This window comes from Paenibacillus xylanexedens, from assembly GCF_007680605.1.
Lineage (GTDB): Bacteria > Bacillota > Bacilli > Paenibacillales > Paenibacillaceae > Paenibacillus > Paenibacillus xylanexedens_B.
Genome location: NZ_VEIO01000001.1, coordinates 1 through 26,037 on the forward strand (window position 1 = coordinate 1; position 26,037 = coordinate 26,037).

The following is a 26,037-nucleotide window of genomic DNA, read 5'->3' on the forward strand; positions in this document are numbered from 1 at the left end:
TCATGAACACTCTCCTCATTTCATTTAGTGTATCTGAGGTAGCTTTGAGTGTCCAATTGGATTAGGGGGCTTTAAAGCTGGTGATCGTTAGAAAATAAAACGTGGCGAATCAGGCCCAATAAGGCTTCTGGTGATCGTTAGAATTTTGCGGACTCGGAGCATTGAGTAGCTAGAAGGTAAATACTCATCCAATGGTAGATACGCGGTCGCTGGCAGGTGGAGGGCTCCGCGTATTCGCTCGATATTGCTCTGCTTTGTTAGTTTACAGACGCATCCATCGCGATAAAAGTCAAAAAAAGCTGTCCCCGCCAGTATACAGACGAGGAACAGCTTTTGAATTACAGGCAATCTAGTTATGGAATTTAGTTAGAGCTACGAGGGAAAGCATAAACCAGCTTCAGAGTCTGTCTACCCATGTACACGGTGAGAAGGATTTACGTGACTCTAATGCTATTGGTTGTTATCCGCCCAATATTTATAAGCTTTAACCTCCAGAGCGTCGCGTGCACAAACTGTAATCTTATACCTAAGCTTCGGAATTCTCAGCAAGTTCGGCGATGCGCTTTGCAGGCTCCTTTGTATATTCTCCGCCATGGTAGCAGAGAACTTTATCTACGTTCAGGCCGGTCAATTTCTTCAGACTGCGAAGTGCTTCGGGCATGTCTGGCGTTGCTGGTTGCGCTGGGCCGACCAGTTCATCGTCAACGACGCGCAGTTCATCGGCAGCAAGCAGGAACTGTTGCTCGCTAAAATAAAAACACAGATGGCCTGGCGTATGTCCTGGTGTATGAATGACTTGTGTTCCGCCTTGGAGTGGAAGAATGTCTCCGTCCGCAAGTGTTCTGCTGATGTGGATCTCAGGCAGTTGCATCAGCAATTGATCGGCCAGAGCCAGCACAGGGGCAGGTAACATGGCACGGCGTTCCGGCGTGAATTTGATTAGAGGTTTGGCACCTGTCAAATAAGGAATTTCATCTGTATGAGCCCAAACTTCAAGGCCTGGAATAGCATCCAGCAGAGCACCCAGATTACCTATATGATCGATATCCTGATGTGTGACAATCACACGTTTAATCTCGGAGAGAGGGACGTTCAACTCTTCGAGCGTCGATTGTAATTCGGCAAATTGGCCGATCATGCCCGTGTCTACTAACGTGTATCCGTCCTCGTCATGAAGAAGCACAGGATGAATAGGGCTGTTGCCCGTAGGGGTTGGTATGTTGAGTGTTAGCACTGTGATGGATGGTATAGGTTGGCTCATAAAATATCCGGATATGTGTCCGGAGCACCTCCTTATATGGTTTTGTTTTTAATAATGGACAGTAAACTCGGCTTGTACCTTGTACCTTGTACCTTGTACCTTGTACCTTGTACCTTGTTCATTTCCCCATTTGCATCAAGAAACGCGTAAGTAATTACTTCATTATTTAATCACGTAATCACGTACTTACTCCTTGTTCTGAACGTTCGGTTCATAGCTCAGATGTTTCCTGTATTTTTTCACCGCATGTAAAATGGTTTCAAAGGTGTCCTCTTCATTGCTGCCATCCTTCACAATGGCTACGAACGAGAAGTTCTCGTGAATCAGTCTGTTCCTTGTCTGGAACGCCTGATGGAGCGCTGTGCTGCATGGCTCTTTGCCCGCTTTCAAAGCAATATGTTGCTTGCCCAGTTCGGACTCCAGCATCTCCATGTTGGAGCGTGCCCGGTAAGCAGGAGTTTTCATGAGCTGGGTCGAATTAAACTTTTTCTGATACGTACGTTTGTAAAGCTGTAATAACATCTGTTCCATAATAGAGCATAACTCCACAGTTAGCGATGCGTATCTCCGGTTTTTGCGTTTGCGGGTAAGCTCGCTTGACTGTTCTTCGTGTAGCCATTCGTATTCTTCATATATTGAGGAATCGTCATGGTTCAGAATATCACGATATTCCTGTTCCAGCAGTTTGATCTCAAGCTTGGCGAGTTTCTTGACGTGTTTGAAATCCTCTTGGGTTAGCATACGACTTGTCCTCCCATGGGTACCGAGATGTGTATGGAGCATGATCGAATCATGAATGTTGCTGATCAGGTGATCGCTTCATTATCTCATATTCTGGAACATAATGCCTTAGCGTCAAAATAATTTACGGAACCTCCGGTTCAGAAGGGAAGGACACCTCATGTCCATTCAGACAGCCATCGTTACAGGAGCCAACTCGGGTATGGGGCTGGCAACCACCATTGAACTTGCAAAACAAGGATATCACGTCATTATGGCTTGCCGCAGCGAAAAGAGAGGACAAGAGGCGCTGCAGCAAGCTTTACGCGAGTCCGGCTCTGCGGATATCGAGCTGATGCTGTGTGATCTCGGTTCGCTGGGTAGCATCCGCCAGTTTGCACGCAAGTACCGCGAACGCTATGATCACCTGGATGTACTGGTGAATAATGCAGGCGTCGTGATGGTGAAGCGCAAAGAAACGACGGAGGGCTTCGAGCAAAGCATTGGCATTAATCACCTGGGTCACTTTTTGCTTACGTTGCTTCTCATTGAACCACTGAAAGCGGCTAAACAGGGCCGAATTGTAAATGTATCGTCTGGAGCATACAAAGCCGGTAAGATTCATTTTGATGATCCACATTTGCGAAAAGGCTATAACCCGATCAAAAGCTACGCCCAATCCAAGCTGGCTAACGTATTTTTTACCCGGGCGCTTGCTCGTAAGCTCGCCGGAACTTCCGTTACGGCGAACTGTTTACATCCAGGTGCAGTAGGAACCAGCATCGGAGTGGATCGCAATACCGGATTCGGCACCCGCATCATGGCACTTGCGGCCAAGCTGCCTTTTTTCCTGACACCGGAGGAAGGGGCACGGACAGCGATCTACTTGGCGACAAGTCCAGATGTCACCGGAGTGACTGGGCGGTATTTCTATCAGCAGAAGGAGCAGCGCTTGAAAGACCATGCTTTGGATGATGCGGCCGCCGAGCAGTTATGGACGTGGAGCGAAGAACAGGTTGGTTTGCAACCTGACGAGAGGTTATAACCTCTCTCATAACTGTCCGAGCACAATCTTATTCATCACCGCGTGCTGAACCATCTGGACAAAAGCATCGATGTGTTGCATGCCTTGATCTCCCTGACCGTATGCACGGACAGAGGCGGATGAGGCATTTTTCTCTTGTTCACCAAGTACGAGCGAATAAGGGACCTTTTCCATCTGTGCTTCCCGAATCTTGTAACCAAGCTTCTCATTGCGTAAATCTGTTTCTACACGGATACCTGCTGCCCGCAACTGGCTCTGCACCTCAAGTGCATAGTCGGCATAATGATCCGATACCGGAATCAGCTTGACCTGGACAGGAGCCAGCCAGAGTGGGAACGCACCTGCATAGTGTTCAGTCAAAATGCCGATGAAACGGTCAATGGAGCCATAAATAGCTCTATGAATCACGACTGGGCGATGTTTCAGACCCCCTTCACCGATATAAGTAAGATCGAATTTCTCCGGCATCTGAAAATCAAGCTGGATCGTTCCGCACTGCCAGCTTCGCTTCAGCGCATCAAGAATATGAAAGTCAATCTTCGGCCCGTAAAAGGCGCCGTCGCCTTCGTTAATGCGATATTCCACACCGCGGGCGTCTAAGACATTCCGTAACGCCTGTTCCGCCTGATCCCACAATTCTTCGGAGCCCATGGAATCTTCGGGGCGTGTGGAGAGCTCGATTTTATAATCGAATCCAAAAATGTCGTACATCCGTCCAATCAGGGAGATTGCCCGGTTAATCTCGTCTTCGATCTGTTCAGGCATCACATAGAGATGGGCATCGTCCTGACAGAACGTCCGCACCCGCATCATGCCATTCAGTGCTCCTGAAAATTCATGACGGTGAACCTGACCGAATTCCATCATGCGAATCGGCAATTCGCGATAGGAATGCAGTGTGTTTTTAAAAATCAGCATATGTCCGGGGCAATTCATCGGTTTTAAGGCAAAAGTAGCATCATCCACGTCCGCAAAGTACATGTTATCCTTGTAGTGCTCCCAGTGACCCGACTGTTCCCACAGGCGGTTGTTCATCATCAGCGGAGTACGAACCTCCTGATATCCTTCCTGAAGTTGTAACTCCCGTGAAAATTGCTCCAACGCTGTACGAACTGTCATGCCTTTGGGCAGGTAGAAGGGCATGCCAGGGGCTTCGTCAGAGAACATAAACAGCTCCAGCTCTTTGCCGAGCTTGCGGTGATCCCGCTTTTTCGCCTCTTCCAGCATGTGAAGGTGTTCCTGCAACCGGGCTTTGTTTGGAAAAGCAGTGCCATAGATGCGTTGCATCATTTTGTTGTCGGAATTTCCGCGCCAGTAGGCCCCTGCCACATGCAGCAGTTTAAATGCTTTGATAAGGCCAGTGGATGGAAGATGAGGGCCACGGCACAAGTCGAAAAACTCACCCTGCTCATAAATTGAAAGTTCGGCGTCTTCCGGCAGATCACGGATAAGCTCCAATTTGTAAGGGTCTTGGATGGCTTCGAATATGTCCAAAGCTTGCGCCCGGCTAACCACCTTGCGGTGGATTGGAAGATTTTCCTGAATAATCTTGTTCATTTCCCGCTCGATGGCTTCCAGATCACTGATGGAGAGGGACTGCTGCAGATCAACATCATAGTAAAATCCATCTTCAATGACCGGTCCAATCCCCAGCTTTACGTGGTCCGCGCCATACAAACGTTTCAGTGCCTGTGCCAGCACATGTGCTGTGCTATGACGATACCTCTGCAGACCTTCCTCGCTATCCAGTGTAACGATGATGAGTTCGCAGTCCCGCTCCAGTTTTTCGCTCAGATCGACATTCTGTCCATTCACGATCCCGCCGATCGCCTGTTTGCCAAGACTTGTGCTGATTGAAGAGGCAACTTCGCCGACAGTGATGCCTGCTTTGTAACTACGTACAGCACCGCCCTGCAACCGGACTGCAATCCCTTCTTCAATCAACGAATCTGATGCTGCTACGTGCGGGTCATCCAAGGATTTTTGGTTGTTTTCAAACGCCTGTTGTTTATTTTGACTCATGTGAACCACTCTCCTGTATTTTTGTGTTGGAAGCGCAAAAAACACCCGTCCCGGAGAAGGGACGAGTGCGCTTGGCTCGTGGTTCCACCCTAATTTGGTTATGTTGCATTCTGCTTTCGGCCAGCCGCCGCAAACAGAACCATCATAACCCTCATTGGAATCCGTTAACGGGGATCAGGCGGTGAACTCTACTGACCGTACATGTAACCATCTTGCGAGATCCTCGATTGAAATCATTTATTTAGATGATCTACACATTATCTGTACATTGTCGGAGGTTCGAGACCACGGCTACAGAGGGGTAACCTGGATTCGTTCGCTGAAGAAGGTTTCACCAATCCCTTCTCTCTCTGGGCAGCACGCAATCCAAATCATGTCTCTGGTCATCGCTAAATATGAAGGATGCAACGAACTGAATAACACAAGTCAATTTCAGATCCGTTGATCCTGTAGTATGCAGAATTTATTTTGATAAAGGGAACAGGTGTTACTTGAGAGTCGATTATATAGACTGAAAATGGAAAGGTCAAGTGGAATGTTCGAATGCGGGCTAGCCCGTTTCTTTTGCGCTTTGCATCCAGATCAATCGAATCGTTGTTCCTTCGCCAGGTGCAGATGACACTTCAATTCGACCTTTCATTGCCTCGATTAAGCCTCTCGTAACCGCCATGCCAAGTCCTGACCCCACGTCACTCGTTCCCGTATCCGTACCACGGTAATAGCGTTCAAATAGCTTCCACACGGTCTCCGGACTCATGCCTCGCCCATTATCGGCAAACTCGATTGTAAATTCACCGTCACGTTCACCGGCTTCTACACGAACAACGAGAACAGACTCGGGTGGGTTGTGCAGCAGAGCATTAGCGGTGAGATTATCTACAATCCGTTCAAAAGAAGGAACGTGTACTAGCCCATAAACAGGTGTGTCTGCAGATTGAAAAACAATACGTCCTTCACCGTACGCAGGGTTGCGCTCGGCTCGCTGCACCAGATCACGAAGCAACGTATTTACGTCAGTTCGTTCAACCTCAGGTTGATATCCTCCGCTCCGCAGACGATAGGTCATCGCAAGATCATTCACAAGTCTGTCCATATACATGGATTTGTCAATCATGATGCCTGCGAATTCTCGAACTTCTTCAGTTGTCCAGGTGTATTTGTCTGTTTCCAGCATATGTGCGTAACCTTGAATGGAGGAAAGAGGTGTTTTGAGGTCGTGCGTGATACCGGCGATCCATTCCTCTCGAAGGGAATCCGTTTGTTTCCGTAGTTCCTCATCCTGCTTGAGTGTATGGGACAAAGCTTGCATGGAGTGAAGTACGTCGCCATACACATGATATTTACGCTTCCATTTTCCATTGCGGCGTTGGCTCCGCGGAATACCTGATGCTCCGGTTGGTTCCTCATATTGCCCTTGCTCGAGTCGCTGCAACCACTGGAGCATGTGCAGCATCGGGGCGCCGAATCGATTAGCGTACCATAAGGCAAGTAAAATCAGCAGCGCAATGATGGACAAGATCAAGACGATGAGCGCAGGTTCAAGAATAAAAGCGTACGGATTCTGTTTCTCAACGACAGTTGAATCCATCCGTACACTTACCATCCAGGTCGTTTCGTTTTGGTTATCGTACCATGTGGCGACCGATATACCTGAGCGATTCGGGTAACGGACCTGAAGAACGAGATCCTGAATACTGTACTGGCTGGGCACGCCAACAGCCGGTTTGTTATAAGAGTCGATTTCTTTTCCATAGGGATCAAGGATCTGAATGTAGCCATCTGCTTTGCGAATCGTTTCTTGCTCCGCTGGTTTCACAATCAGTTTGCCCTTCTCATCCGACAGCTTTGGACGGATTTCATCAAGTAGGGATTTGGCCGCATTTCGTTCTCCGTATAATAACGTAAAATTTTTCCCGTCCTTTTCCCGGATCAGCATGGATAGCTGGTAGGGAAATGGTTTATTAGCTTCCCAGTAGGCGATCAATTCTCCTGGTTTGTAGTGGTCTGGTACATCGGAAGGGACATGATAATCGTCGATGACATAGCCCTTTTCATCCAGAACCTGAAGCCAGCCATGATTTTTATCCACCTGCTTGAGCAGATCGGGATCGTATCGTATCGTGTTATCCGGCATGATCTCCGCTGAATTAATAAGTTGATCCAAGCCGTTAACTGCAAAGTCATCTACAATATTCACTTCATTCACTTTATGCAAAACCCAGATGGTAGCAAGTGATCCTAACAAAATAATCAGAATCACCGTGCCAGTGAGCATACCGATGAATCGAGTCAATAACTTGCGGCGAATACTCATGACCGTGACAGGTTGTTAGGCTGGATCAGTTTGTACCCCAAGCCGCGCACATTAACGAGAAATGCCGGATTGGAAGGGTCCGCTTCAATGCGTTCCCGAATGCGATGGATATGCACCATAACCGTGTTGTCGTCGCTAATTGCCTCTGAGCCCCACACGCGTTCGTACAGTTCAGACTTGGTGAAGATTCGGTTCGGATGTTTGCAAAAAAAGAGCAGCAGCTGGAACACCAGTGCCGGACAGGTTACAGCCTGTCCTTGAACGCGGAGTTCTCCTGCCAGTTCAAATACCTGGAATCGTCCAAAATCATATAGACCTTGTGAAAGGTCGTTAGATGGCGTATTTACGTGTGATGAGGCATTTTGTTGTTGCTGTTGAAAAGCTGTCGCCTTGGAAGGCAAATAGCGATTCAGCAGGGATTTGATTCTTGCAACGACTTCCAGCGGGTTGAACGGTTTGACGACATAATCATCGCCGCCAACCGCAAATCCGGTCAGTTTGTCATAGTCCGTTGTTTTGGCGGTTAGAAACAGAATAGGGGCGTCCGTGACCTGCCGTATAAAAGGACAGATTTCCAAGCCGCTTTTCCCTGGAAGCATAATATCAAGCACGATACAATGATACGTTTTGTTGCTGCATGCTTCGAGCGCGGCTTCACCTGTAGTTACCGTATCGATATCGAGAAACTGCTCTTTGAGCAGTACGGTTTTGAGCATATGTAGAATCGCTTGTTCATCATCCACAAGCAGTAGTGAGACATGATCCATGATGTAATGCTAACCTCCTTTTAACTCACTTTCTTGTATATTGCCCATCATAACATTCTTGAGACCAATTGGAAGATAGGTTGCCTTAACAGAAGCTTAATTATGAAGCTTAAAGTAAGGCGATAGTTTAACTAGATGTAAGTGAAGGTTAGACCAACCATAAGACTCATGATGTAGATTTGAGGTAAGCAAGAAAAGATAAACAGAAAGGGTGTTGAATGATGAATAGGAAATGGAAACTACTCCTTCTAACCGTGACGGCATTTGCTGTACTCTCTGCTTGTACAAGTAACAAAATTACCTCCGATGAAGCAGAGCAGGCCGAAAAGCAAGCGGCAGAACAGGTGGCGGATCAAAAGGGTAACGATGATACTTTGCGCAATGAACAAAATACGGGTTCGACAGATCAACAGGTAACACCCGACAATCTCTTGGATACATTGACGAAGGGTTCCAAAGATGCGATTTATAATCAGTTTACTCCTGAGATGAAGCAAGCCGTGTCCTTGGAGGATTTCAAGGCGTCTGCTGACAGCTTTTTGAAAGGAGCGAAGTCGTGGAAGCAGGTGGTGGATACCGAGATGAATGGTTTGACGGAACATGCGTGGACAGATGATACAGGAGCCAAGGGCATCCTCGCCTATTTTACAGAAGATCATCAGATTGCCGGATTAAATATTACTCAACTGGAATCTCATTCGGATACAGATAACAAGCTGACCAAGACCGAGTTTCAGTTCCCGATGAAAGGAGAGATGTATGTCTTCTGGGGAGGCCATAGTGTTCTGGAAAATTATCATTACGAGCACGAAACACAGCGCTATGCACTCGATATTGTTCAGACGAAAGACGGGGCGAGCTATCAGGGCGATGCCAAGGTTAATGCCAACTATTATGCGTTTGGCCAACCTCTTTATGCTGCTGCGGACGGTACGGTAGTGGAGATCAAAAACGATATCGAGGATAACGTACCTGGCGTGATGAATCCGGAAGAACCGGCAGGGAACTATGTCGTGATTGATCATGGCAATAAAGAATACAGTATCACGGGTCATATCAAAAAAGGCAGTGTTGCGGTGAAAAAAGGGGATAAAGTCAAGCAGGGCGATCATATCGGGGATTTAGGTAATTCGGGCAACTCCAGTGAAGCTCATTTGCACTTTCAGGTATCCGATGGGCCAGATCTGTTCACATCGCGTTCACTAAATATTCGCTGGGCCGATCAGAGCCAGGAGTTGACACGGGGCAATACCGTTCAGGGACTGCCGGAGTAAGCAGGTCAGGCGAAAAATAGTTTAAAGGTAATACTTGTTGTCGAGGTATGGATATTCTACATGCTGTACGCCAGCTTCCTTTTTCCATTATAATAGCGTCTATAATTAATTATAGTCTTGAACTTGGTTGTGAATGAGATTAGAGCTGGATAAGGTGGAAATTTTATTTACACTTTAACGGAGAGGACAGAAAAAACCTGAATAAGCGAAGCTAAAAGCTTTCTGCAAGAAAGCTACATCGGAAGCATAAGCTTAGCGCCTTTATCACCGGATTTTTCCCTTTGGAAAAGGGAATCAAAAAAATCTGGGGATAACCGCTACTCTCCAGGTTATTCTGTCATCGGAGTGGACTGTGTAAAATCTTTAGTTCAACTTATAAACGTTAATGGAGGAATAGGGAATGGCACTGGAAAAGGTACAGATCGAACATGCATGTCTGGAAGACTTGCCGAGAATTGTGGAGATTTATAATTCAACCATCGAGAGCCGCATGGTAACGGCGGATTTGGAACCGGTGACGGTAGAGCAACGCTTGCCATGGTTCAACGAGCATACACCGGATCGTCGTCCGCTGTGGGTAATGAAACGGGATGGACAGGTTGTCGCATGGGCCAGTTTGAGTTCGTTTTATGGGCGCCCGGCATACAATGGGACGGTAGAAGTCAGCGTATACGTCGATCAGCAGTGCCGTGGAATTGGGGCCGGTGGGCTGTTGCTGAATACAGTATTCGAGGCTTGTCCTGAGCTGGGAGTCACGACGATTCTAGGATTTGTATTCGGGCATAATGAGCCGAGTCTGGGTTTATTGCGCAAGCATGGCTTCGAACAGTGGGGATTCTATCCTGAAGTGGCCGTGCTGGATGGCATGGATCGGGACCTTGTAATTCTGGGCAAAAAAATGGGAACAGATCACCGTCTGAAAGAGGCGCAGATTTAAATAAAGAAAAACCTCCGTAACCACTATAAGTGGAGTGCGGAGGTTTTTTGCTTCTTTTACAAATCAGGAACCCATTTTACAGTCCCAATTGTTGCTTGATTTCTTGAATCTGTCCCAGATGACGTTCTTCATGGTAGCTTGTAAAATCAATCCACTGCTCAAGATCCATCTCACCAAACGCGGGGTGAGGGAACGACTTGCTCCGTAACAGGGCAACATCATGCTCACGTGCAAACTGTTCCAGTGCTTGATGGGAAGCAGCAAGATCGCTGCGAATATCGGTGAGTGCCTCAGGCTCAGCTGATGGCTGCACATGAGGAGGGGCTTCAACCGATCTGCTACGGTCCAGAGACATTTCATAAGGCTTTTTCTCAATGGACACATTCTGTCCTTTTTCCAATGCATGACGTGCTTGCTTGGTGATTACATTTTCCATCAGGTTCAAGTGCCGCAGTACTTGTATAATACTCCATTGCTCGGGTGAAGGCTTCTGATTTAATTGATCTTCATCTAATCCAGAGATAGCCTCCCAGATTCGGCCTCGTATTTCGTCATTACGTTCAAACATCATGAACATCCTCTCTTTAGGTTTATTAAGATAACATGACGGTTTGTATATGTCCAATGGAACATATGAGTTCCTGTTTAATCAGCATAGAACATAGAAAGATTAAATGCGAACTTCACCTATATTACCCCTTGTTAAATGAATTTATGGAGAAAACAAAAAACATACCCTGGAATTGGGTATGCTGAATCGTATATATCGCCGTCGGTAAAACGAAAAAAAGATTGACGGGCATAGCCCGGCAAACTATAATCGGTAACAAGTAACTTGATATGTAAGGAGTCCTGACATGATATGTTAGTAATCGACGAGGTGTATCACCATACAGCATTGCAAATATCATCGTCCGATCTATTGTACCTTATCGAACGGTTGAAGGTCAAAAAAGAAAATGAGATTGAAACGCTCAAGCAGAAAATTGAGCAGTTTGAACAAAAACGAAGAGCTGAGGAAGTGGCCTACCAATCGCTGTCGCCTGTTCGCAAATGGTTTGCGGGGCGCCCGGCTTCTCATCACCAAGCGGTGGAATATATGGTGCAGGTGAAGGAACGATTTCGCAAGATGGAGCAGATTCGCAGGCGTATTCGTGACCTCGATCAGATCGCAGAACGTATTCAGATCGCTGATCATAACCGGGAAGAAGAGATTGAGCTCCCGCCAGAAACGATCCGCGAGATCAGACAGCTTAGTGAAACGGAGGATGTACAGGCATGACTTTGGAAACGTTAAGCTCCGGGATCGACACGGTCTGGGTTGTTCTCAGCGCAGCGATGATTTTGTTGATGGAGGGCGGATTTGCCCTGCTGGAGGCTGGCTTTGTACGTTATAAAAATAGTGTGAATATCATCATGAAAGTATTTGCGGATATTACGATTGGTACGTTATTGTTTTACGCCATTGGTTTTGGGTTGATGTATGGTTCAGATGCTGGAGGATTTATAGGGGTGACAGGTTTTTTCCTGAATGGTGATCTCTCTCATGTGAACGTCCCGGTATCCCTGGAGACATTTTGGCTATTCCAAGCCGCGTTCACGATTGCCGTCATCTCAATCGTATCCGGTGCCGTAGCCGAACGGATCAATTTCCGTGCATACCTGCTGTACATCATCCTGATGACGGCGATCATTTATCCGATTGGCGGGCATTGGGCTTGGGGCGGAGGCTGGCTCAGTCAGCTAGGTTTGCAGGACTTTGCCGGTTCGGCAGTGATCCACGCACTGGGCGGTTTCTCTGCACTGGCGGCTGCCATTATTATCGGGCCCCGTAAAGGGAAATACACGCCGCTTGGTGTAAGTGCCATTGCATTGCCAAGCAATCTGCCGCTGGCTTCGGTAGGGGCTTTCTTGTTATGGTTTGGCTGGTTTGGCTTTAATGCGGGAAGTACATTGAGTGCGACCGATGTTAGAATCGGTCACATAGCCATCGTGACGATGCTGTCCGCTGCTGCGGGTGGCGCGGCTACGCTGCTCTATACCTTGTTCCGCTTTAATCGTTCCGATGCACCGTCCGTCATCAACGGTTCACTTGCTGGACTGGTAGGCATCACGGCAGGCTGTGCATTCGTAGGGGATTTGGCGGCGATATTCATTGGCGCTGTCTCCGGTCTGTTGATGATGGCTGCAACGAACTGGCTGGATCGCATGCGCATTGATGATCCGGTAGGTGCATTTCCGGTTCATGCCGTGTCCGGAATGTGGGGGACTGTTGCTGTAGGTCTGTTCGCTACGGACGGCGGTTTGTTCATGGGCGGCGGCTGGAAGTTGCTTGGCGTTCAGGTGCTGGGTCTGACTGCGTTGGTCGTCTGGGGATTCGCCATGACCTGGTTCGGACTGAAGCTCATTGGTAAAGTGGTTCCTGTCCGTTCAACCGAGGAAGAGGAAGACCTCGGTCTGGACATCAGTTATCATGGGGTGATGGCAGCGCACCAGTCGCATGAATTTCTGGATGGCGAGGAGCATATGATTGCTTATCAACAGAAGTCCTCTGATTCAAATCGATAACATAAGTATATGAAAAGATAGGGGCTGACGAAGGTCAGCCTCTTTTTTACACAGAAAGCAGGGAAAAAAGACAAGGCGGAAGAATATACAGGTGTGAACGTGAATAAGTCTCAGCATAGGTGTAACGTCAAAAAGGGAGGATCTATATGATTAAGCCGGAACAATGTGAACGTCTGACTAGAAAAGCACGTAAAACCCTCGAAGAAGAATACGGTCTCGGTGCTGTTGCCGATCTGGTGCTGGATGCTGGGCGCTGGGGTATTCGCCTGGATGTGTCCACAACGGATGAATATCGCAGAACAGGAAATTCGCGTGTTGGCGGACATCCTGATCTGCCGGATGATCTGGACTGGCCGCTTACGAAGGACGGGGTGCCAATGACTTTTCTGGCCCAGCTGAATATGGTGGATTTGTCTCCGTATACACCGAATGACGGGCGCGGAACGTTGCCGGAGCGGGGCATGTTGTACTTTTTTATTGGCAGTGTGGATGCAGCTTATCCGATTGAACATCGAGTAATCTACGAACCATCTACATATAATCTTGTAAAACGCGAACCGGACGGGGCTACTGCTCTGGGGGGAGAACCTACGATAGCGCATTCGGTTACCGTCTTGCCTAACCTTGAGCTTCCTACATATGCGTACATAGATGCTGCGGCGTTGGATGAACAGGGGAAAGCTTCAGAGGCAGCTTCCGATGCAGAGGGAGCTCTCGAAGGCCGTTGGCTAGACCGTTATCTGGAATTCGAATCAGATTGGAATCACCCAAGCCCGCTGAATTGGGGCGGCATGTTTGGTTACCCCGATGGGCAGCATCCCGATGCAGAACACCGGGCGTTGAGTTATATTGAGCTGGGTGAGGCACATACCGGCAGTGAGCAGGAATGCGTGAAGAAGCTGACCGCGCATTACGATGGAGAAGAAGAGCGCACGTGGGAGGAATTGTCGGACACGTTGCTGTTATTAAAAATTGATACGCATGATGCTATCGGTTTTCAGTGGTTGGATTGCGGTGAATTACAGTTTTTCATTCGAGGTGCTGACCTGGAGGCTGAGCAATTTGATCATACATGTTGTTCGATTTATTCCAGTTAAGTTGTAGTTCATTTTTATGCATAGGCCAACTGTCATTCCATAAATTAGGTGAATATTTATTCAATAGCTGTAACAAAATGTCCCGAATCCCCGTCTAAAGAAGGAGGAGGGACTTTTTTTGTGCGCATATGTTAATCAGAGGCGCCAGCGTGTTTAAATAGTTAAAGGAAGTACATAGGTTGAAACGAGATCATATGTTCTGTATAATGGAATGAAAAGGAAGTGGTAGAGTTGATCCAGTCTGTATTCAAACATATCGATACAGCGGTTGCGTCTTTAGTTGATATTTGCGATCAATTAAATGAAGAAGATTTGGACCTGACTCCAATCGAGGGCAAGCGTTCTGTAAAGGAGTTACTTTCGCATCTGGCGCTAGTATGCCGTGCGGATCTGTACATATCCGAAGGGGCGTCGGAGGAAGAGATGAACCAGTTTTACGAAGAGAACAAGATGTGCTCCCTGGACCAGATCAAGTGTGCACTCATAGAGAATCGGAACTTTCTCTACCAGCGGTACATGCGGTTTACGACGGAAGAATTGCTTCACGTAACAGTATCATATTGGGGTGCTTCCTATAGTCGTCTGGAATGGCTGCTTGAAATGATGGGCCATATGTACCATCACAGAGGCCAACTTTATACGATGTTAACCTTGACGGGAAGAGAACCGAAGACGGCGATGTTTGCCTAAACGAATACATATCATAAATACATACGAGGTTAAGGGGAAATTGCGTTCATCCGGGTACAAAGGTTTGTGAGCAGGAACTATGCTGATGTTCTTTGGAATGAGCTGGATTGTGGCACATACCTACAATGGGGGGGATACAGTTGGTAGAATTCAAGCATAATGGGAATCTATCTTTAATTGAGCGTGGAATACTTGAGCTTGTGAAAGTGATTCCTCAACTTCGGGATGCTAAACAGATTGAACGAATATCCAAAGGATATTCCCTGGATCACAAGTTCAAAATTGCTGTTTCAGGCCAAGGGAATGTATTGTTGCGGATCTTTCCATACCGAGATATAGATAGTAAACAAAAAGAGGTTCATGTTTTAGAAGCATTGAAGCAAATGGGGGTTCTTTGCTCGACACCGCTTGGCATCGGCAGGATGGATGAAAATAATGGATATATGATTTTGAATTATATTGAGGGAGAAGACGCTTCCGAGGTATTACCTTCAATGAGTGAGCAACAGCAACATTCCATCGGCTTGCAAGCAGGTGGCGAGTTGAAGCGTATTCATCGATTACCTGTAGAGAAACGGACCGAATCATGGTATATACGGAAGAGTAAGAAGCATCGGCGTTACGCGGATCAATACAAGGCATGCCCTGTGGTAATGGAGGGAGATCAACCTATTTTGAATTTTATTGAGGATCATCTGGCATGGATGAAAGAACGTCCCGATGGTTTTCAGCATGATGACTTCCATCCCGCTAATCTGGTGGTAAACAAGGGCGAACTGGCTGGAGTAATTGATTTTAACCGAGCAGATCAAGGAGATCCTGTGCATGAATTTTTGAAACTGGGTTTGTTTGCTACGGAGGTCAGTACTCCGTATTCCATTGGACAGATACAAGGATACTTTGGCGGACGCGAGCCGGATGAGGGTTTCTGGAACATGTATTCACTGTATATGGCTATGGCACTGGTATCTTCAGTGGTGTGGATTCAGAACGTGAAGCCGGAAGAAACCGATCAGATGATGATGAAGATTGAACAGGTGCGCGAAGATCACGATGATTTCCGTAGGTTGATTCCCAAGTGGTATACTGTGTACAGATAACAGATAGATGGCTTAGATACTCGGTTTCAACCGATGCAGCACTTGTGAAGCAGAAAGGAATTATGCCGTGGCACAACCAGCATCTCTACTGCTTGTTGATGATGAGCAGGATATTATTAAATTGATGGAAATTTATTTTGGCAATGAAGGGTACCGGATTTTTACAGCGAAAGACGGAATACAGGCTTTAGAGGTGCTTAAGACGGAGAAGATCGATCTCATTATTCTGGACGTCATGATGCCCAATATGGACGGAATCGAAGCCTGTATGAAAATTCGCGAAGAGCAGAACATGCCGATTATCATGTTGTCAGCAAAAAGTACCGATATCGATAAAATTACGGGTTTAAGCATCGGTGCTGATGATTATTTAACCAAACCGTTCAATCCGCTTGAGCTTGTAGCGAGAGCCAAATCCCAGCTTCGCAGGTATCATACGTTTAATGGGGGCAGGGAAAGCAAGGAGCATGAATGGATCATTGATGATCTGATTATTAATACGGATACACATGAAGTGTGGGTGGATGACAAACCTGTGCATCTTACCCCCCGGGAATTTGCAGTGCTCGAACTGCTCGCAAGGCATCAAGGATCGGTACTTAGTATGGAACAGATTTACCGACAAGTTTGGAAAGAAGACTTCATGGAGTCTAACAACACGGTCATGGTACACATTCGTAAACTTCGTGAGAAGATTGAGCATGACAGTAAACATCCAAAGTTCATTCAGACCGTATGGGGCGTCGGGTACAAGATGATTAAACCGATGTAGGTTATATGTTACAAGCAGGGAGTTTCTACCATGAATTCGAAATGGATTAATACGGTACGCTGGAAGTTTATTTACGCATTTCTGTTAAGTGGCATGTTGACTGCCGTGATATTGTATGGGGCAGGCAAAGTGGGCGAGACGATTCTGGAAAATCAGCGATATCCGAATTACACGATTCCGGGCCAAGTGGTTCGCTGGCTAGTGAATCATATTGGCTCTGTTCCGCTGATGATTGCTGTAGGAATCATCAGTTTTGTGCTGTTTTTCTTTCTGTTCACCCGTAAAGTGATGGTTGTGCTGGATGAGATCACGGCGGGGATTCAGGAAGTTGCCAAAGGAGAACTGTCACATCGGATTCAGGTGAAGACTTCCGATGAGTTTGGTGTGGTCGCGGCGAGTATCAATCAGATGGCTGAACAACTCCAGCGCTCTCTTCAGGAAGAACGGAGTGCAGTTGCAGCCAAAAATGATCTGATTACAGGCATCTCGCATGATTTGAGGACACCCTTAACCTCGATTCTTGGATTTCTGGAGTATATCGAGAAGGATCGGTATCAGGATGAATTAGAAATGCGTTATTACGTCAGTATCGCTTATGAGAAATCTCTGACGTTGCGCAAGCTCATTGATGATTTGTTTGAATATACTCGAGTCAGCGGCGGAAGTCTGCCGTTGTCTTTAAGACCACTGAATCTGACCCCATTCCTTATGCAACTCGCCGAAGAATTCGCTCCAATGCTTGAAGAAGCAGGCATGACTTATACGATCGTTGGAGGCCAAAAGCCATTATGGATTCAGGCTGCTCCGGGAGAACTTGTTAGAGCCTATGAAAACTTGTTCAGCAATGCGATTCGATATGGTGCGAAGGGCAAAATAATGGAAATTGGCCTTGTTCTTGATGAGGAAGAAGCGGTGGTACGTATCAGCAATTACGGGGAACCGATCCCCGCTCAGGACTTGCCACATCTGTTTGAACGCTTCTACCGGGTCGATAAATCACGTTCTCGTGATACAGGGGGCACAGGATTGGGACTTGCCATTGCCAAATCCATGATAGAACTGCATCAGGGGCAGATTGCGGCTTATAGCGATCAGGGTAGGACGGATTTTGTTACCCGTTTTCCAGCCATAAAACCACCCGTCCATACGCCATTGGAAGAGTAGAATGTTTCATATCATACCTCTCCTATTAAGTTTTGGATCTATAAATTAAGAATTTGATAAGAAGTTAACAAAGCTTCTTTAAGAACTATTCGGTATGCTACCTCTATCAATCCGTTTGAAGTATGAGGAGGATACCGAAGATGAGTTCGAGATTTAATACCGTTCGAATGAAATACATCTATATTTGCGGAGCAAGCGCGGTTCTCAGCATCGTGCTTCTTTTTGTTATGTACCAGATCATGAGATTAGCTTATCGTTTGTTGTTCCATGAGGCTACCTGGTTTACCCATCTGGTACATTGGTGCATTAATCATGTAGGGAAGAAACCGATCGGGTTGCTTATAGGCGGAGGTTTGTTTCTTTTATTTTTCTGGATTCGTTCCCAGAAAATAAGCGAAGACATGCAAGCCCTTGTGCGGGGAACCCATGAACTTGCTAATGGCCGGAATCCTGCACCAATTCAGGTGTTAAGTGGTGGTGAACTGAGGCAATTGAGTGATCAGATCAATGCGATTGCGGAGCTCGCAGCGAATAAAGATAGCTCTGGAATGAAGGGGAAGTCCGGGGAATCATCATGTTAAATATGAAGATCAAACGTTCGATCTATCGACTGTATGATGTTGCTGTTATTGTAGCGGTTCTACTGGTGCTGCTGTACGTCTATTTGTTTTCGTATGGAAAAATGGTTATGCGTCATCAACCTGAAGTTATGAAGCACGTTTCATCAACCGTCATTCTGGATGAGGCTGGACAAGAGATCATCAGGTTGACGGCACGAAACGGAGGATATATGGCTCATGCCGATCTGCAAGAAATGCCGGACATGTTAAAACAGGCCTTTTTAGTAACCGAGGATCGGCGTTTCTACCGGCATGCGGGTCTGGACGTCATTGGTGTTGGCAGGGCAATGGTAGAAAATATACTACATATGAATTGGAGTCAGGGCGGAAGCTCGATCACACAGCAATTGGCTAGAAATCTGTACCTGAACGGCAATAAGAACTTCATTCGTAAAATAAACGAGTTATCCATTGCGATCGAGATGGAAACGAAGTATTCGAAGGACGAAATCCTGGAAATGTATCTGAACCAGATTTACATGGGACGCCAGCAGTATGGGGTCAAGGCAGCGGCTTGGCGTTATTTCGGTGTGGAAGATTTGAAACGATTAAAACTTTGGCAGATCGCGACACTCGCCGGTATTCCCAAGGGGCCGTCTATATACAATCCGGTGGATAACGAGAATCTTTCCAAAGAGCGACGTAGTGTCGTTCTCTCCATGATGCACGAACAGGGAATCATTACGAGCAAACAGATGCAGGAGGCCGCAGCTGTTGAATACCAAGCTCCTCCTCCAAATATGGCGAGCCTGTCAACGGCACATAAGTCTCAAATGGAGAAGCCTTCCTATATATCTGCATTGGATGCAGTCATGCAGGAGGCTTCACTTCTCACTGGCAAGGGTGAAGCCGAGATTCGTTCCGCAGGATGGATCATTCGAACAGGCTTGAATGCAAGTGCACAGCGGGCAATGGAGGAAACATTCGCGGAGCAAGTCTGGTTTCCGGATGACCGAGAAAATCAACAGGTACAGGCCAGTATGGTTATTCTTGATCAACATAACGGCGAAGTGAAAGGAATGATGGGCGGACGAAATCCTGTGAAGGGAGATATGAACCGTGCTTTGAAGGATGCAAGGCAGCCTGGATCGGTATTAAAACCCGTAATTGTCTATGGCCCTGCATTGGAGTCCGGGCAATTCGGGACAGCAAGTATGCTCCCTGACCGACCTACGCGTTACGGGAATTACCAGCCGGGCAATGTGGGAGGGAGGTACAGAGGTACGGTATCCTTGTCGGAGGCTCTGCAAAAATCAATCAATGCGCCTGCGGTTTGGTTGCTGCACGAAATCGGGTTGAAGCAGGCTAAAGGGTTCGCTCAGCGATTGGGAATTCAACTACAGGATGAAGATATGAATCTGTCCGTTGCCCTTGGGGGGCTTCATCAAGGCGTCTCGCCGCTCAAGGTTGCGCAGGCATATGCTGTTTTTGCTAATGAAGGGAGGTTCAACCGTGCACACCTCATCCGCGAAATAACGGATACTCGGGGGCAAGTTATCTATACCCATCGTTCAGAAAACAAACAAGTCATCACGAGGCGAACGGCTCAAGAAATAACGAACATGTTGCAGCTTGTCGTGAGCCAAGGAACAGGAAAGCGTGCCCGGTTGCCTGATGATCATGTCGCTGGTAAAACGGGTACGACACAGGTGGCGCTGTCGAATGCGCCTGAGCGAGCAAATCGGGATATCTGGTTTGCCGGATATACAAGGAACTGGACGGGGGTCGTGTGGATGGGATTTGATTATACAGATGCGAAACATTACTTAAAGTCAGGAAGCGGAACCGCGGCGGAGTTGTTTGGAACGGTGATGAAACGTAGCAAGCAATAAAGGGAAAGGGAAAGCTAAGTGAGTAGTCGGGGCTGGGTCTATCAGATCATATTCTCCTTTTTATAACAAAACATACGGATATTAAGTTATAATAGGATGCTCTTATATTTTTATAAGGAGGGCATCATGAATAGTTCATATGGTAAGCAAGATGAAGAATTAGATATGTTCTCATCCAAAAGCGGCATCCGGCCTGAACTTCCAGGTATTTCGGGTTTGGGCGGCTGGTTGATTTTAATTCAGATTAGTCTTTGGGCTTCACTGGTATTTTTACTCTCGGATATTTCACAGGTTGCCGTAATCATGGATCCAGCACGATGGGAAGGAAGTCGGGGCATCGACCCGCAGCTGTATGCAGAAGTCATAAGGCCGCTTCTGTGGTTTGGATTCATCAGCAGTGTCTTTCTGGTCGTGCTCGTTGTAGTGAATCTAGTTCTGTTGTATCGAAGAAAGCGGCTGTTCCCACGCTTGATGATTATACAGTACGTTGTCAATCTGGTGATCGGTGTGGTTACCTGGATTCTTATTGCTCAAAACGAGGTAGGCAGGGAAGAACATGTGCTGGATGCGACTCCTGCGTTTAACCTGATCATTCGCTCACTGCTGACGTGCTGTATTTTTATCCCGTATTTTCTGAAGTCGGTACGCGTAAAAAATACGTTTATCAAGTAAACGAGATCGGGAATGTTCTCATGATGATTTGATTCAAAACACGAAAAGACCCATAGCCTGCAAGAACGGAGCTAAGTCAAAACTCCAGCTTGCAGACCATGGGCTTTTTTTGCTTGCCAGCAACCTTCCGTTGGGTGGTTTATTTGGAAGCGGACTTGAAGCGACTTGAACGGGAAAGGCTTTGAATCATCTGGTTTAATACCTCGGACAGGACAAGTCCTACAGCGATAGCACCCGATAACATAAGAGCTTTGGCGGCCATCTCCATGGCAGCACTGTAGTCATTTTGTACAAAACTACGCATCGCATTATACGCCAGCCCTCCCGGCACGAGAGGAATGATACCTGCCACGCTAAAAATAATGACAGGTGCCCGGAACATACGAGAAAATAACTGACTGATGACACCAACAGCAATTGTTGCAGCCAAGGTAGCCGGAACAGCATCTGCTGCATACTCCAGCACAATATAGATAATCCAGCCAATCATACCGACAAATCCACCGTGAAGCAGCATCCGTCTTGGCGCGTTAAAGATAATGCCAAACGCGGCTGAAGCAATGAAGCTGGTTAAAGCTTGTCCTATAAAATGGAGCATTTCTTGCAACCCTCCGTCTTACATCAAAAGTGAAAATACAACAGCAATACCTGTACCGATGGCAAAAGCGGTCAGAAAAGCTTCGGCACCCTTGGATAAGCCGGATACTAGATGTCCAGCCATCAGGTCGCGCACCGCATTGGTAATGAGCAGTCCTGGCACGAGCGGCATGACAGAACCGATAATGATTTTGTCCCGCTCAAAGCCTGCACCCACATACACGAGGAGAAAGGCGAGCATGCCGATGACAAAGGAAGCTGTGAGCTCGGCAAAAAATTTAACACGGACCCAGCGGTGAAAAAGAATGACCGCCGCGTAACCGATTCCGCCGCAGAGTAGTGCAGGAAGAAAATCTCCCCAGCCTCCGCCGAACATAATGGTAAAACAGGCACTGGATAACGCAGCGGCCCCTAGCTGGACAGCATACGAATAACCAGAAGGTTTTCGTTCGATCTCCAGTAGCAGGTCATGGGCTTCCTGAACGGTCAGTTGCCCTTGTCCGATACGGCGCGAGACTGCGTTGACTTCAGATACTTTATCGAGATCTGTTGTGCGCTCCGAGATGCGAATCAGCTTCGCGGGTTCAGTTGCATTCACCGAGAAAAAGATGCCCGTGGGCACCACATAACTATGTGAATGTGGCAGCCCCAAGGCAGCGGCCATCCGCTTCATCGTATCTTCAACGCGGTACGTTTCACCGCCGCTTTGCAGCATGATTTTGCCAGCAAGCAGACAGATGGCGATGACTTGGGATTGCTCAGACGGTTCAGTAACAGGTTGTTGACTTTTGTTACGCATCTCCGGTTGGGATTCAACAGGAGAAGAGGGGTCATGACGTATGTATTCCAACCGGATCAAACTCCGTTTCATATGAAATAAGGCGTGGCACCGACACCATTGTATCATATTTCACACGCTCATAAGCAATCCCGGACATGTAATAAAAAGCTTCGTCCGATCCCCGAAAGGAAAGAGACGAAGCTTTTTGGCTTACATTAACAAGGTGATGACGAGCAATTCATACAGCACTAGCGGTAAAATTGTGGGGCCAAACAAAGCACGTGGTTCAGGATAACCATGCATTGGTGTCACTTGAAGGTACAGAATTCCGCGGTCGGCACTAATAATGACCCCTTCCCAGACCTGACCATCGATGTTCTGAACTTGCACTTTCTTGCCGATATGCTGACGAGCCGTATGATGAAGCATGTTCCGCACATTTTGCACGGATTGCAACATCGGTTGATTGGCCTGATATACAACACGAGTGGTTGGTGTGGATGGTGATTCAGACATGATGCACAACCCTTCCTCGAAATAAAATGCTTCTTACTTCAAGGTATGCATCTGCCTACAAAAGGTGATTACACATAGGTCATGTGCAGAGATCCACGTCCGCTTTCGTAACTGACCTGACCCAGTGCGCCATTAACAAATGTCATCTGTGGCGGAATGTGACCCAAGTCTACATCATACAGCACAGGCACGTTCAGATCGCCAAGCGCAGAAGAGAGGGCATCGGTAAACGTAAAATCGTCTGTGTCCGAATAACCGGCAGGTCGTCCAAACAGAAAACCGTTCGCCCCGGCAAACCAGCCGGCTTGTCTCATCTGCCACAGGCGGCGATAGATATCACTTGCATTCATCTCACAGCTTTCCAGATACCAGATCGTTCCTTCGTCAGTGCAGTATTGATGCAGATAGTCTTCTACCGGTGCAAAAGGAGTGCCGATCAGGCAGGTGATTGTGTCCATACAGCCTCCGATTAACCTTCCCGAGAAGCGAACAGAGTCATTCAGTGCTTTGGTTTCTCCAAGCTGCTTCCAGCGAGAAGGCGTATCCAGATTGAATCCAGGCAGTTCCATATCCCATTTGGATTGATAATGGGTAGAAGATACTTGTGTGATCTCTTCGTCAGCTCTCGTTTGCAGCACATCAAGCCAGCGCACCGTGACCGGATCTAATTCATTTGTCCGAAGATCAACATAATTTGTGCCATGAGCTGAGGCAGATCCGGTTAACAACGTATAGGCAAACAAGAATGTACTGATATCGGAGTAGCCGAGCACCCATTTGGGCGGTGACTTCTTCATTGCTTCCCAGTCCAGCAGCGGCAGAATATCCATCAGAAACTCTCCGCCCCATGGAGGAATGACGGCCTGTATCCCGGGATCAAGCATAAATGCGTTCAGTTCTGCCGCGCGAGATTCTTTGGGAGCACTCACACATTTGGAATTGTTACGCAGGGAAGGACTTTCCTTAATGTTGAAGCCGAGACGCTCGATATGGTGTTTGCTGTCTTCCAAATGACGATGCATAGATTCGCCTACACCACTGGACGGCGCGGCTACACCAATGGTATCGCCCTTCACGAGTGGCTGCGGATAACGGATGGAACGCGGCTTCATATATAACACACCTTTCCTACTTGAGCTGAAGTTGCTCATGATATGACTTCATAATATTTCCATCATTATATAGGAAAGTTTGGCAAAAGACAGCCTTTTGTTGGTTATGCATCAAGGGTTTACAGGGATTTCGAGTGAGAAGGATGACGTTACTTTTGACGGATAGGTAGCAATTTTCATCTGAAGTTCACCCTGTAATTGTGCACCATGTTCGATGGTGACTGAAACCGTGGTGTGATCCTGATCTTTTCCATAACCCGGACTCCAGCTTGCACCAGGGGTTTGGTAAGTTTTACCCGTACTGTCTTTCACTTTACTGAAAGCGAGTACGAAGCTATCTTCCATGCTGTCAGGAACAGAGAAATCAACAATGAGATCTTTGCCTTCTACTTTGCTGTCAAGCATCTGTAGACCGGAGGGACCGCCAGTAATCTCACGTGTTTTCAGGTCGAGGCTGAAATCAAGCTCTTTTTTATCAAGACCTGAGAATCCGGAGCCTTGTAAGGTCAGCTTTTTAGGTTTGGAGAAATACATGCTTTCAAAATAAATGGAACGTGTATCTTCCCCGATGGTGGTGTCGGTTCTCCAGGCACGTCCTTGTTCATCCACGAGTTGCAGATCGCTGAGACCGAAGATTTTTTTATTGTTGTTTGGGTCCATCTGCACGTCAAGCACCAATCGGGTTGGATACATGGTGGCCTGTTTTACCTGAATACGTTGTCCATCGACAACTAAGGTTTCGTTTACAGGGATGACCCTTTTCATGCCTTTGGTTAAATTTTTATCGACTGGCATCGTTACTTTCCACACCCCCGGATGGGCTTTGTCTCTCGATTTGAATACCACCGTTAACACATCCGGAGGGGGGGCTTTGTCGGTAAAGATGACGTCAACAAAGTTTTCATATACTTGATCATCCGAGTCGGATGCAGGTTTAGGTGAAGCATAGCTAAATGCAACCGGGAGATGTTTGCCTTTGCCATCAAGGAGATCAATATCATAATCGTTTTTCACAATATCTTTCATGCCTTTCATCTTATAAAAAATAACCATACGTGAGTCGTCTGTAATAATGCCCTCCACGGTTAAGGAACCCCCGTCATGCTCGTCGGTGATCCCGACTTTTTGCAACAGGGACTGATCAATCGCCATCATCAATCCTTTGTCTTGCCGGATCAGATTGACGACGCCTTCCATTCCAGGCAGTTGCTCGACAAAGGACGCAAAGGCAGGGGATACCCGAATACAGCCAGTGAACAATAAAATCAGGGCTGCTGCGGAGATGGAGCTGGTCAGCCAGCGTAATCTGGTTTTTCGTTTACGGGAAGCTTGTTGAATCCCGGCCTGTACAGCTCGGGAAGTTGCTGTATCCGGTACGGGCATCGTATCGTATTCGGCTTTGCGTGCTTGAAGACGTGTCTCCAAAGCTTCGAACGGATTTTGTTCGTCGGTCATGATAAGAGCTCTCCTTTCGGTTCAAGTTGATCCCGGAGCTTGCCAAGCGCGCGGTGCAGTCGTGATTTGACCGTGCCTGCCGGAATTTCGAGAATGTCAGCGACTTCAGTTAACGAGAAACCTTCGAAATAACTCAGAATAATAATTTGTTTGTATTCCGGTTCAAGTGCAGCTACCGCAGCGGCAAGATCCGGATCTTCGGGATGATCCCAGCGGCCGGATTCACGGATCTCGGTTACGGGACTGAACCGGATTTTGCGTTTGCGTTCATCTGCACAGTAGTTCAGAAGGATGCGGATTAGCCATGTACTGAAATAGGTAGGTTCTTTCAGCTTTTTGAGTTTGCGGTATGCGCGGTAGGTTGCTTCCTGTATGGCTTCCAGTGCATCGCCCTCATTATGCAGATACGCATAGGCGATCCGGTACAGGCGGCTCTGATGCATCTCCATTAAGGCTGCAAACGCTGCAGCATCCCCTTTTTGTGCAGCTCGCGTAAGTTCGGTAGGGGTCACAAGGCTCCTCCTTTGCTTATGTTGTTTCGTATTAGACAGAGAAAGTTGCCGAACGGTTCTTGTTTTTTTGAAAAAAATGTTGTGCATGTTGATCTTCAGAAAGTTCAATGCATTATACAGCAAAAACCGTCAGCCCTCCCACGAGCTTTACGGCCCCAAGAAGATTCTGACGGTTACAAGTATGACCCCGAATAGCCTTTTAGGTACAG

The 26,037-nt window shown here is 47.2% G+C and carries 25 protein-coding genes; 13 read left to right on the forward strand and 12 right to left on the reverse strand.

Annotated elements, in window-relative coordinates:
• Positions 1-526: 526 nt before the first annotated feature.
• On the reverse strand, positions 527-1,261 hold the full coding sequence (locus tag FS818_RS00005) for an MBL fold metallo-hydrolase (protein ID WP_145328459.1): 735 nt from the start codon (positions 1,259-1,261) through the stop codon (positions 527-529).
• Positions 1,262-1,447: 186 nt separating this feature from the next.
• Positions 1,448-2,002, reverse strand: a complete 555-nt coding sequence (locus FS818_RS00010; RefSeq protein ID WP_145328461.1) for a hypothetical protein — start codon at positions 2,000-2,002, stop codon at positions 1,448-1,450.
• A 160-nt stretch (positions 2,003-2,162) separates the two neighbouring features.
• On the opposite strand from FS818_RS00010, the gene FS818_RS00015 reads away from it, so the two are divergent.
• Entirely contained in the window at positions 2,163-3,026 is an 864-nt protein-coding gene (locus tag FS818_RS00015) for an SDR family oxidoreductase (protein ID WP_145328463.1), read from the forward strand.
• A 6-nt stretch (positions 3,027-3,032) separates the two neighbouring features.
• Here the strand turns inward: FS818_RS00015 and thrS are convergent, their stop codons facing one another.
• From thrS to FS818_RS00030, 3 genes are all read right to left on the reverse strand, one after another.
• The gene (thrS, locus tag FS818_RS00020; RefSeq protein WP_145328465.1) at positions 3,033-5,048 is read right to left on the reverse strand and encodes a threonine--tRNA ligase; all 2,016 of its coding nucleotides are present in this window, start codon (positions 5,046-5,048) and stop codon (positions 3,033-3,035) included.
• A gap of 550 nt (positions 5,049-5,598) precedes the next feature.
• Positions 5,599-7,362 carry a sensor histidine kinase gene (locus tag FS818_RS00025; protein ID WP_145328467.1) on the reverse strand — a complete coding sequence of 588 codons (1,764 nt, stop codon included), beginning with the start codon at positions 7,360-7,362 and terminating at the stop codon, positions 5,599-5,601.
• Positions 7,359-8,129: a response regulator transcription factor gene (locus FS818_RS00030; RefSeq protein WP_145328469.1), complete on the reverse strand. Its 771-nt coding sequence runs from the start codon at positions 8,127-8,129 to the stop codon at positions 7,359-7,361. The genes FS818_RS00025 and FS818_RS00030 overlap by 4 nt, the downstream gene beginning before the upstream one ends.
• 221 nt (positions 8,130-8,350) lie before the next feature.
• Here FS818_RS00030 and FS818_RS00035 point away from each other — a divergent pair, with 221 nt between their 5' ends.
• The gene (locus FS818_RS00035) at positions 8,351-9,403 is read left to right on the forward strand and encodes a M23 family metallopeptidase (RefSeq protein WP_186375377.1); all 1,053 of its coding nucleotides are present in this window, start codon (positions 8,351-8,353) and stop codon (positions 9,401-9,403) included.
• Between the two features lie 400 nt (positions 9,404-9,803).
• On the forward strand, positions 9,804-10,340 hold the full coding sequence (locus FS818_RS00040; RefSeq protein ID WP_145328473.1) for a GNAT family N-acetyltransferase: 537 nt from the start codon (positions 9,804-9,806) through the stop codon (positions 10,338-10,340).
• Between the two features lie 76 nt (positions 10,341-10,416).
• Here FS818_RS00040 and FS818_RS00045 read toward each other — a convergent pair whose 3' ends face one another.
• Complete coding sequence (locus tag FS818_RS00045) at positions 10,417-10,908, reverse strand: DinB family protein (protein ID WP_186375378.1); 492 nt, start codon at positions 10,906-10,908, stop codon at positions 10,417-10,419.
• A 294-nt stretch (positions 10,909-11,202) separates the two neighbouring features.
• Between FS818_RS00045 and FS818_RS00050 the strand changes: the two genes are divergently transcribed.
• From FS818_RS00050 to FS818_RS00095, 10 genes are all read left to right on the forward strand, one after another.
• Entirely contained in the window at positions 11,203-11,622 is a 420-nt protein-coding gene (locus FS818_RS00050; protein WP_145328477.1) for a hypothetical protein, read from the forward strand.
• The gene (locus FS818_RS00055) at positions 11,619-12,908 is read left to right on the forward strand and encodes an ammonium transporter (protein WP_145328479.1); all 1,290 of its coding nucleotides are present in this window, start codon (positions 11,619-11,621) and stop codon (positions 12,906-12,908) included. Before FS818_RS00050 ends, FS818_RS00055 begins: the two co-directional genes overlap by 4 nt.
• A gap of 146 nt (positions 12,909-13,054) precedes the next feature.
• The gene (locus FS818_RS00060) at positions 13,055-14,005 is read left to right on the forward strand and encodes a DUF1963 domain-containing protein (RefSeq protein WP_145328481.1); all 951 of its coding nucleotides are present in this window, start codon (positions 13,055-13,057) and stop codon (positions 14,003-14,005) included.
• A 231-nt stretch (positions 14,006-14,236) separates the two neighbouring features.
• Positions 14,237-14,695 (forward strand): DinB family protein, encoded by a 459-nt coding sequence (locus FS818_RS00065; RefSeq protein ID WP_145328483.1) that lies wholly within the window; start codon positions 14,237-14,239, stop codon positions 14,693-14,695.
• Between the two features lie 140 nt (positions 14,696-14,835).
• A complete protein-coding gene (locus FS818_RS00070; RefSeq protein ID WP_260984452.1) occupies positions 14,836-15,795 on the forward strand; it encodes a phosphotransferase family protein in 960 nt (319 codons plus the stop codon).
• Positions 15,796-15,862: 67 nt separating this feature from the next.
• On the forward strand, positions 15,863-16,567 hold the full coding sequence (locus FS818_RS00075; protein ID WP_145328487.1) for a response regulator transcription factor: 705 nt from the start codon (positions 15,863-15,865) through the stop codon (positions 16,565-16,567).
• 30 nt (positions 16,568-16,597) lie between these two features.
• Positions 16,598-17,731 carry a sensor histidine kinase gene (locus tag FS818_RS00080; RefSeq protein ID WP_145328489.1) on the forward strand — a complete coding sequence of 378 codons (1,134 nt, stop codon included), beginning with the start codon at positions 16,598-16,600 and terminating at the stop codon, positions 17,729-17,731.
• A gap of 140 nt (positions 17,732-17,871) precedes the next feature.
• Positions 17,872-18,312: a HAMP domain-containing protein gene (locus FS818_RS00085; RefSeq protein ID WP_145328491.1), complete on the forward strand. Its 441-nt coding sequence runs from the start codon at positions 17,872-17,874 to the stop codon at positions 18,310-18,312.
• On the forward strand, positions 18,306-20,183 hold the full coding sequence (locus tag FS818_RS00090) for a transglycosylase domain-containing protein (protein WP_145328493.1): 1,878 nt from the start codon (positions 18,306-18,308) through the stop codon (positions 20,181-20,183). Before FS818_RS00085 ends, FS818_RS00090 begins: the two co-directional genes overlap by 7 nt.
• Before the next feature lie 126 nt (positions 20,184-20,309).
• On the forward strand, positions 20,310-20,855 hold the full coding sequence (locus FS818_RS00095) for a DUF2569 family protein (protein ID WP_186375379.1): 546 nt from the start codon (positions 20,310-20,312) through the stop codon (positions 20,853-20,855).
• A gap of 139 nt (positions 20,856-20,994) precedes the next feature.
• Here the strand turns inward: FS818_RS00095 and FS818_RS00100 are convergent, their stop codons facing one another.
• From FS818_RS00100 to FS818_RS00125, 6 genes are all read right to left on the reverse strand, one after another.
• Positions 20,995-21,453 carry a threonine/serine exporter family protein gene (locus FS818_RS00100; RefSeq protein WP_145328497.1) on the reverse strand — a complete coding sequence of 153 codons (459 nt, stop codon included), beginning with the start codon at positions 21,451-21,453 and terminating at the stop codon, positions 20,995-20,997.
• An 18-nt stretch (positions 21,454-21,471) separates the two neighbouring features.
• A complete protein-coding gene (locus tag FS818_RS00105) occupies positions 21,472-22,251 on the reverse strand; it encodes a threonine/serine exporter family protein (RefSeq protein ID WP_145328499.1) in 780 nt (259 codons plus the stop codon).
• Positions 22,252-22,443: 192 nt separating this feature from the next.
• Positions 22,444-22,749, reverse strand: a complete 306-nt coding sequence (locus tag FS818_RS00110; protein ID WP_145328501.1) for a hypothetical protein — start codon at positions 22,747-22,749, stop codon at positions 22,444-22,446.
• A 68-nt stretch (positions 22,750-22,817) separates the two neighbouring features.
• On the reverse strand, positions 22,818-23,861 hold the full coding sequence (locus tag FS818_RS00115) for a S66 family peptidase (RefSeq protein ID WP_145328503.1): 1,044 nt from the start codon (positions 23,859-23,861) through the stop codon (positions 22,818-22,820).
• Between the two features lie 111 nt (positions 23,862-23,972).
• Entirely contained in the window at positions 23,973-25,316 is a 1,344-nt protein-coding gene (locus FS818_RS00120; RefSeq protein ID WP_145328506.1) for a DUF4179 domain-containing protein, read from the reverse strand.
• Positions 25,313-25,828, reverse strand: a complete 516-nt coding sequence (locus tag FS818_RS00125) for a sigma-70 family RNA polymerase sigma factor (RefSeq protein ID WP_260989749.1) — start codon at positions 25,826-25,828, stop codon at positions 25,313-25,315. Before FS818_RS00125 ends, FS818_RS00120 begins: the two co-directional genes overlap by 4 nt.
• Positions 25,829-26,037 lie beyond the last annotated feature (209 nt).

What these genes read in the sequence shown, in the direction of transcription:
- FS818_RS00005 (WP_145328459.1), bottom strand. Translation starts at nt 1,261, where the DNA reads ATGAGCCAACCTATACCATCCATCACAGTGCTAACACTCAACATACCA.
- FS818_RS00010 (WP_145328461.1), bottom strand. Translation starts at nt 2,002, where the DNA reads ATGCTAACCCAAGAGGATTTCAAACACGTCAAGAAACTCGCCAAGCTT.
- FS818_RS00015 (WP_145328463.1), top strand. Translation starts at nt 2,163, where the DNA reads ATGTCCATTCAGACAGCCATCGTTACAGGAGCCAACTCGGGTATGGGG.
- thrS (WP_145328465.1), bottom strand. Translation starts at nt 5,048, where the DNA reads ATGAGTCAAAATAAACAACAGGCGTTTGAAAACAACCAAAAATCCTTG.
- FS818_RS00025 (WP_145328467.1), bottom strand. Translation starts at nt 7,362, where the DNA reads ATGAGTATTCGCCGCAAGTTATTGACTCGATTCATCGGTATGCTCACT.
- FS818_RS00030 (WP_145328469.1), bottom strand. Translation starts at nt 8,129, where the DNA reads ATGGATCATGTCTCACTACTGCTTGTGGATGATGAACAAGCGATTCTA.
- FS818_RS00035 (WP_186375377.1), top strand. Translation starts at nt 8,351, where the DNA reads ATGAATAGGAAATGGAAACTACTCCTTCTAACCGTGACGGCATTTGCT.
- FS818_RS00040 (WP_145328473.1), top strand. Translation starts at nt 9,804, where the DNA reads ATGGCACTGGAAAAGGTACAGATCGAACATGCATGTCTGGAAGACTTG.
- FS818_RS00045 (WP_186375378.1), bottom strand. Translation starts at nt 10,908, where the DNA reads ATGTTTGAACGTAATGACGAAATACGAGGCCGAATCTGGGAGGCTATC.
- FS818_RS00050 (WP_145328477.1), top strand. Translation starts at nt 11,203, where the DNA reads ATGTTAGTAATCGACGAGGTGTATCACCATACAGCATTGCAAATATCA.
- FS818_RS00055 (WP_145328479.1), top strand. Translation starts at nt 11,619, where the DNA reads ATGACTTTGGAAACGTTAAGCTCCGGGATCGACACGGTCTGGGTTGTT.
- FS818_RS00060 (WP_145328481.1), top strand. Translation starts at nt 13,055, where the DNA reads ATGATTAAGCCGGAACAATGTGAACGTCTGACTAGAAAAGCACGTAAA.
- FS818_RS00080 (WP_145328489.1), top strand. Translation starts at nt 16,598, where the DNA reads ATGAATTCGAAATGGATTAATACGGTACGCTGGAAGTTTATTTACGCA.
- FS818_RS00085 (WP_145328491.1), top strand. Translation starts at nt 17,872, where the DNA reads ATGAGTTCGAGATTTAATACCGTTCGAATGAAATACATCTATATTTGC.
- FS818_RS00090 (WP_145328493.1), top strand. Translation starts at nt 18,306, where the DNA reads ATGTTAAATATGAAGATCAAACGTTCGATCTATCGACTGTATGATGTT.
- FS818_RS00095 (WP_186375379.1), top strand. Translation starts at nt 20,310, where the DNA reads ATGAATAGTTCATATGGTAAGCAAGATGAAGAATTAGATATGTTCTCA.
- FS818_RS00100 (WP_145328497.1), bottom strand. Translation starts at nt 21,453, where the DNA reads ATGCTCCATTTTATAGGACAAGCTTTAACCAGCTTCATTGCTTCAGCC.
- FS818_RS00105 (WP_145328499.1), bottom strand. Translation starts at nt 22,251, where the DNA reads ATGCGTAACAAAAGTCAACAACCTGTTACTGAACCGTCTGAGCAATCC.
- FS818_RS00110 (WP_145328501.1), bottom strand. Translation starts at nt 22,749, where the DNA reads ATGTCTGAATCACCATCCACACCAACCACTCGTGTTGTATATCAGGCC.
- FS818_RS00115 (WP_145328503.1), bottom strand. Translation starts at nt 23,861, where the DNA reads ATGAAGCCGCGTTCCATCCGTTATCCGCAGCCACTCGTGAAGGGCGAT.
- FS818_RS00120 (WP_145328506.1), bottom strand. Translation starts at nt 25,316, where the DNA reads ATGACCGACGAACAAAATCCGTTCGAAGCTTTGGAGACACGTCTTCAA.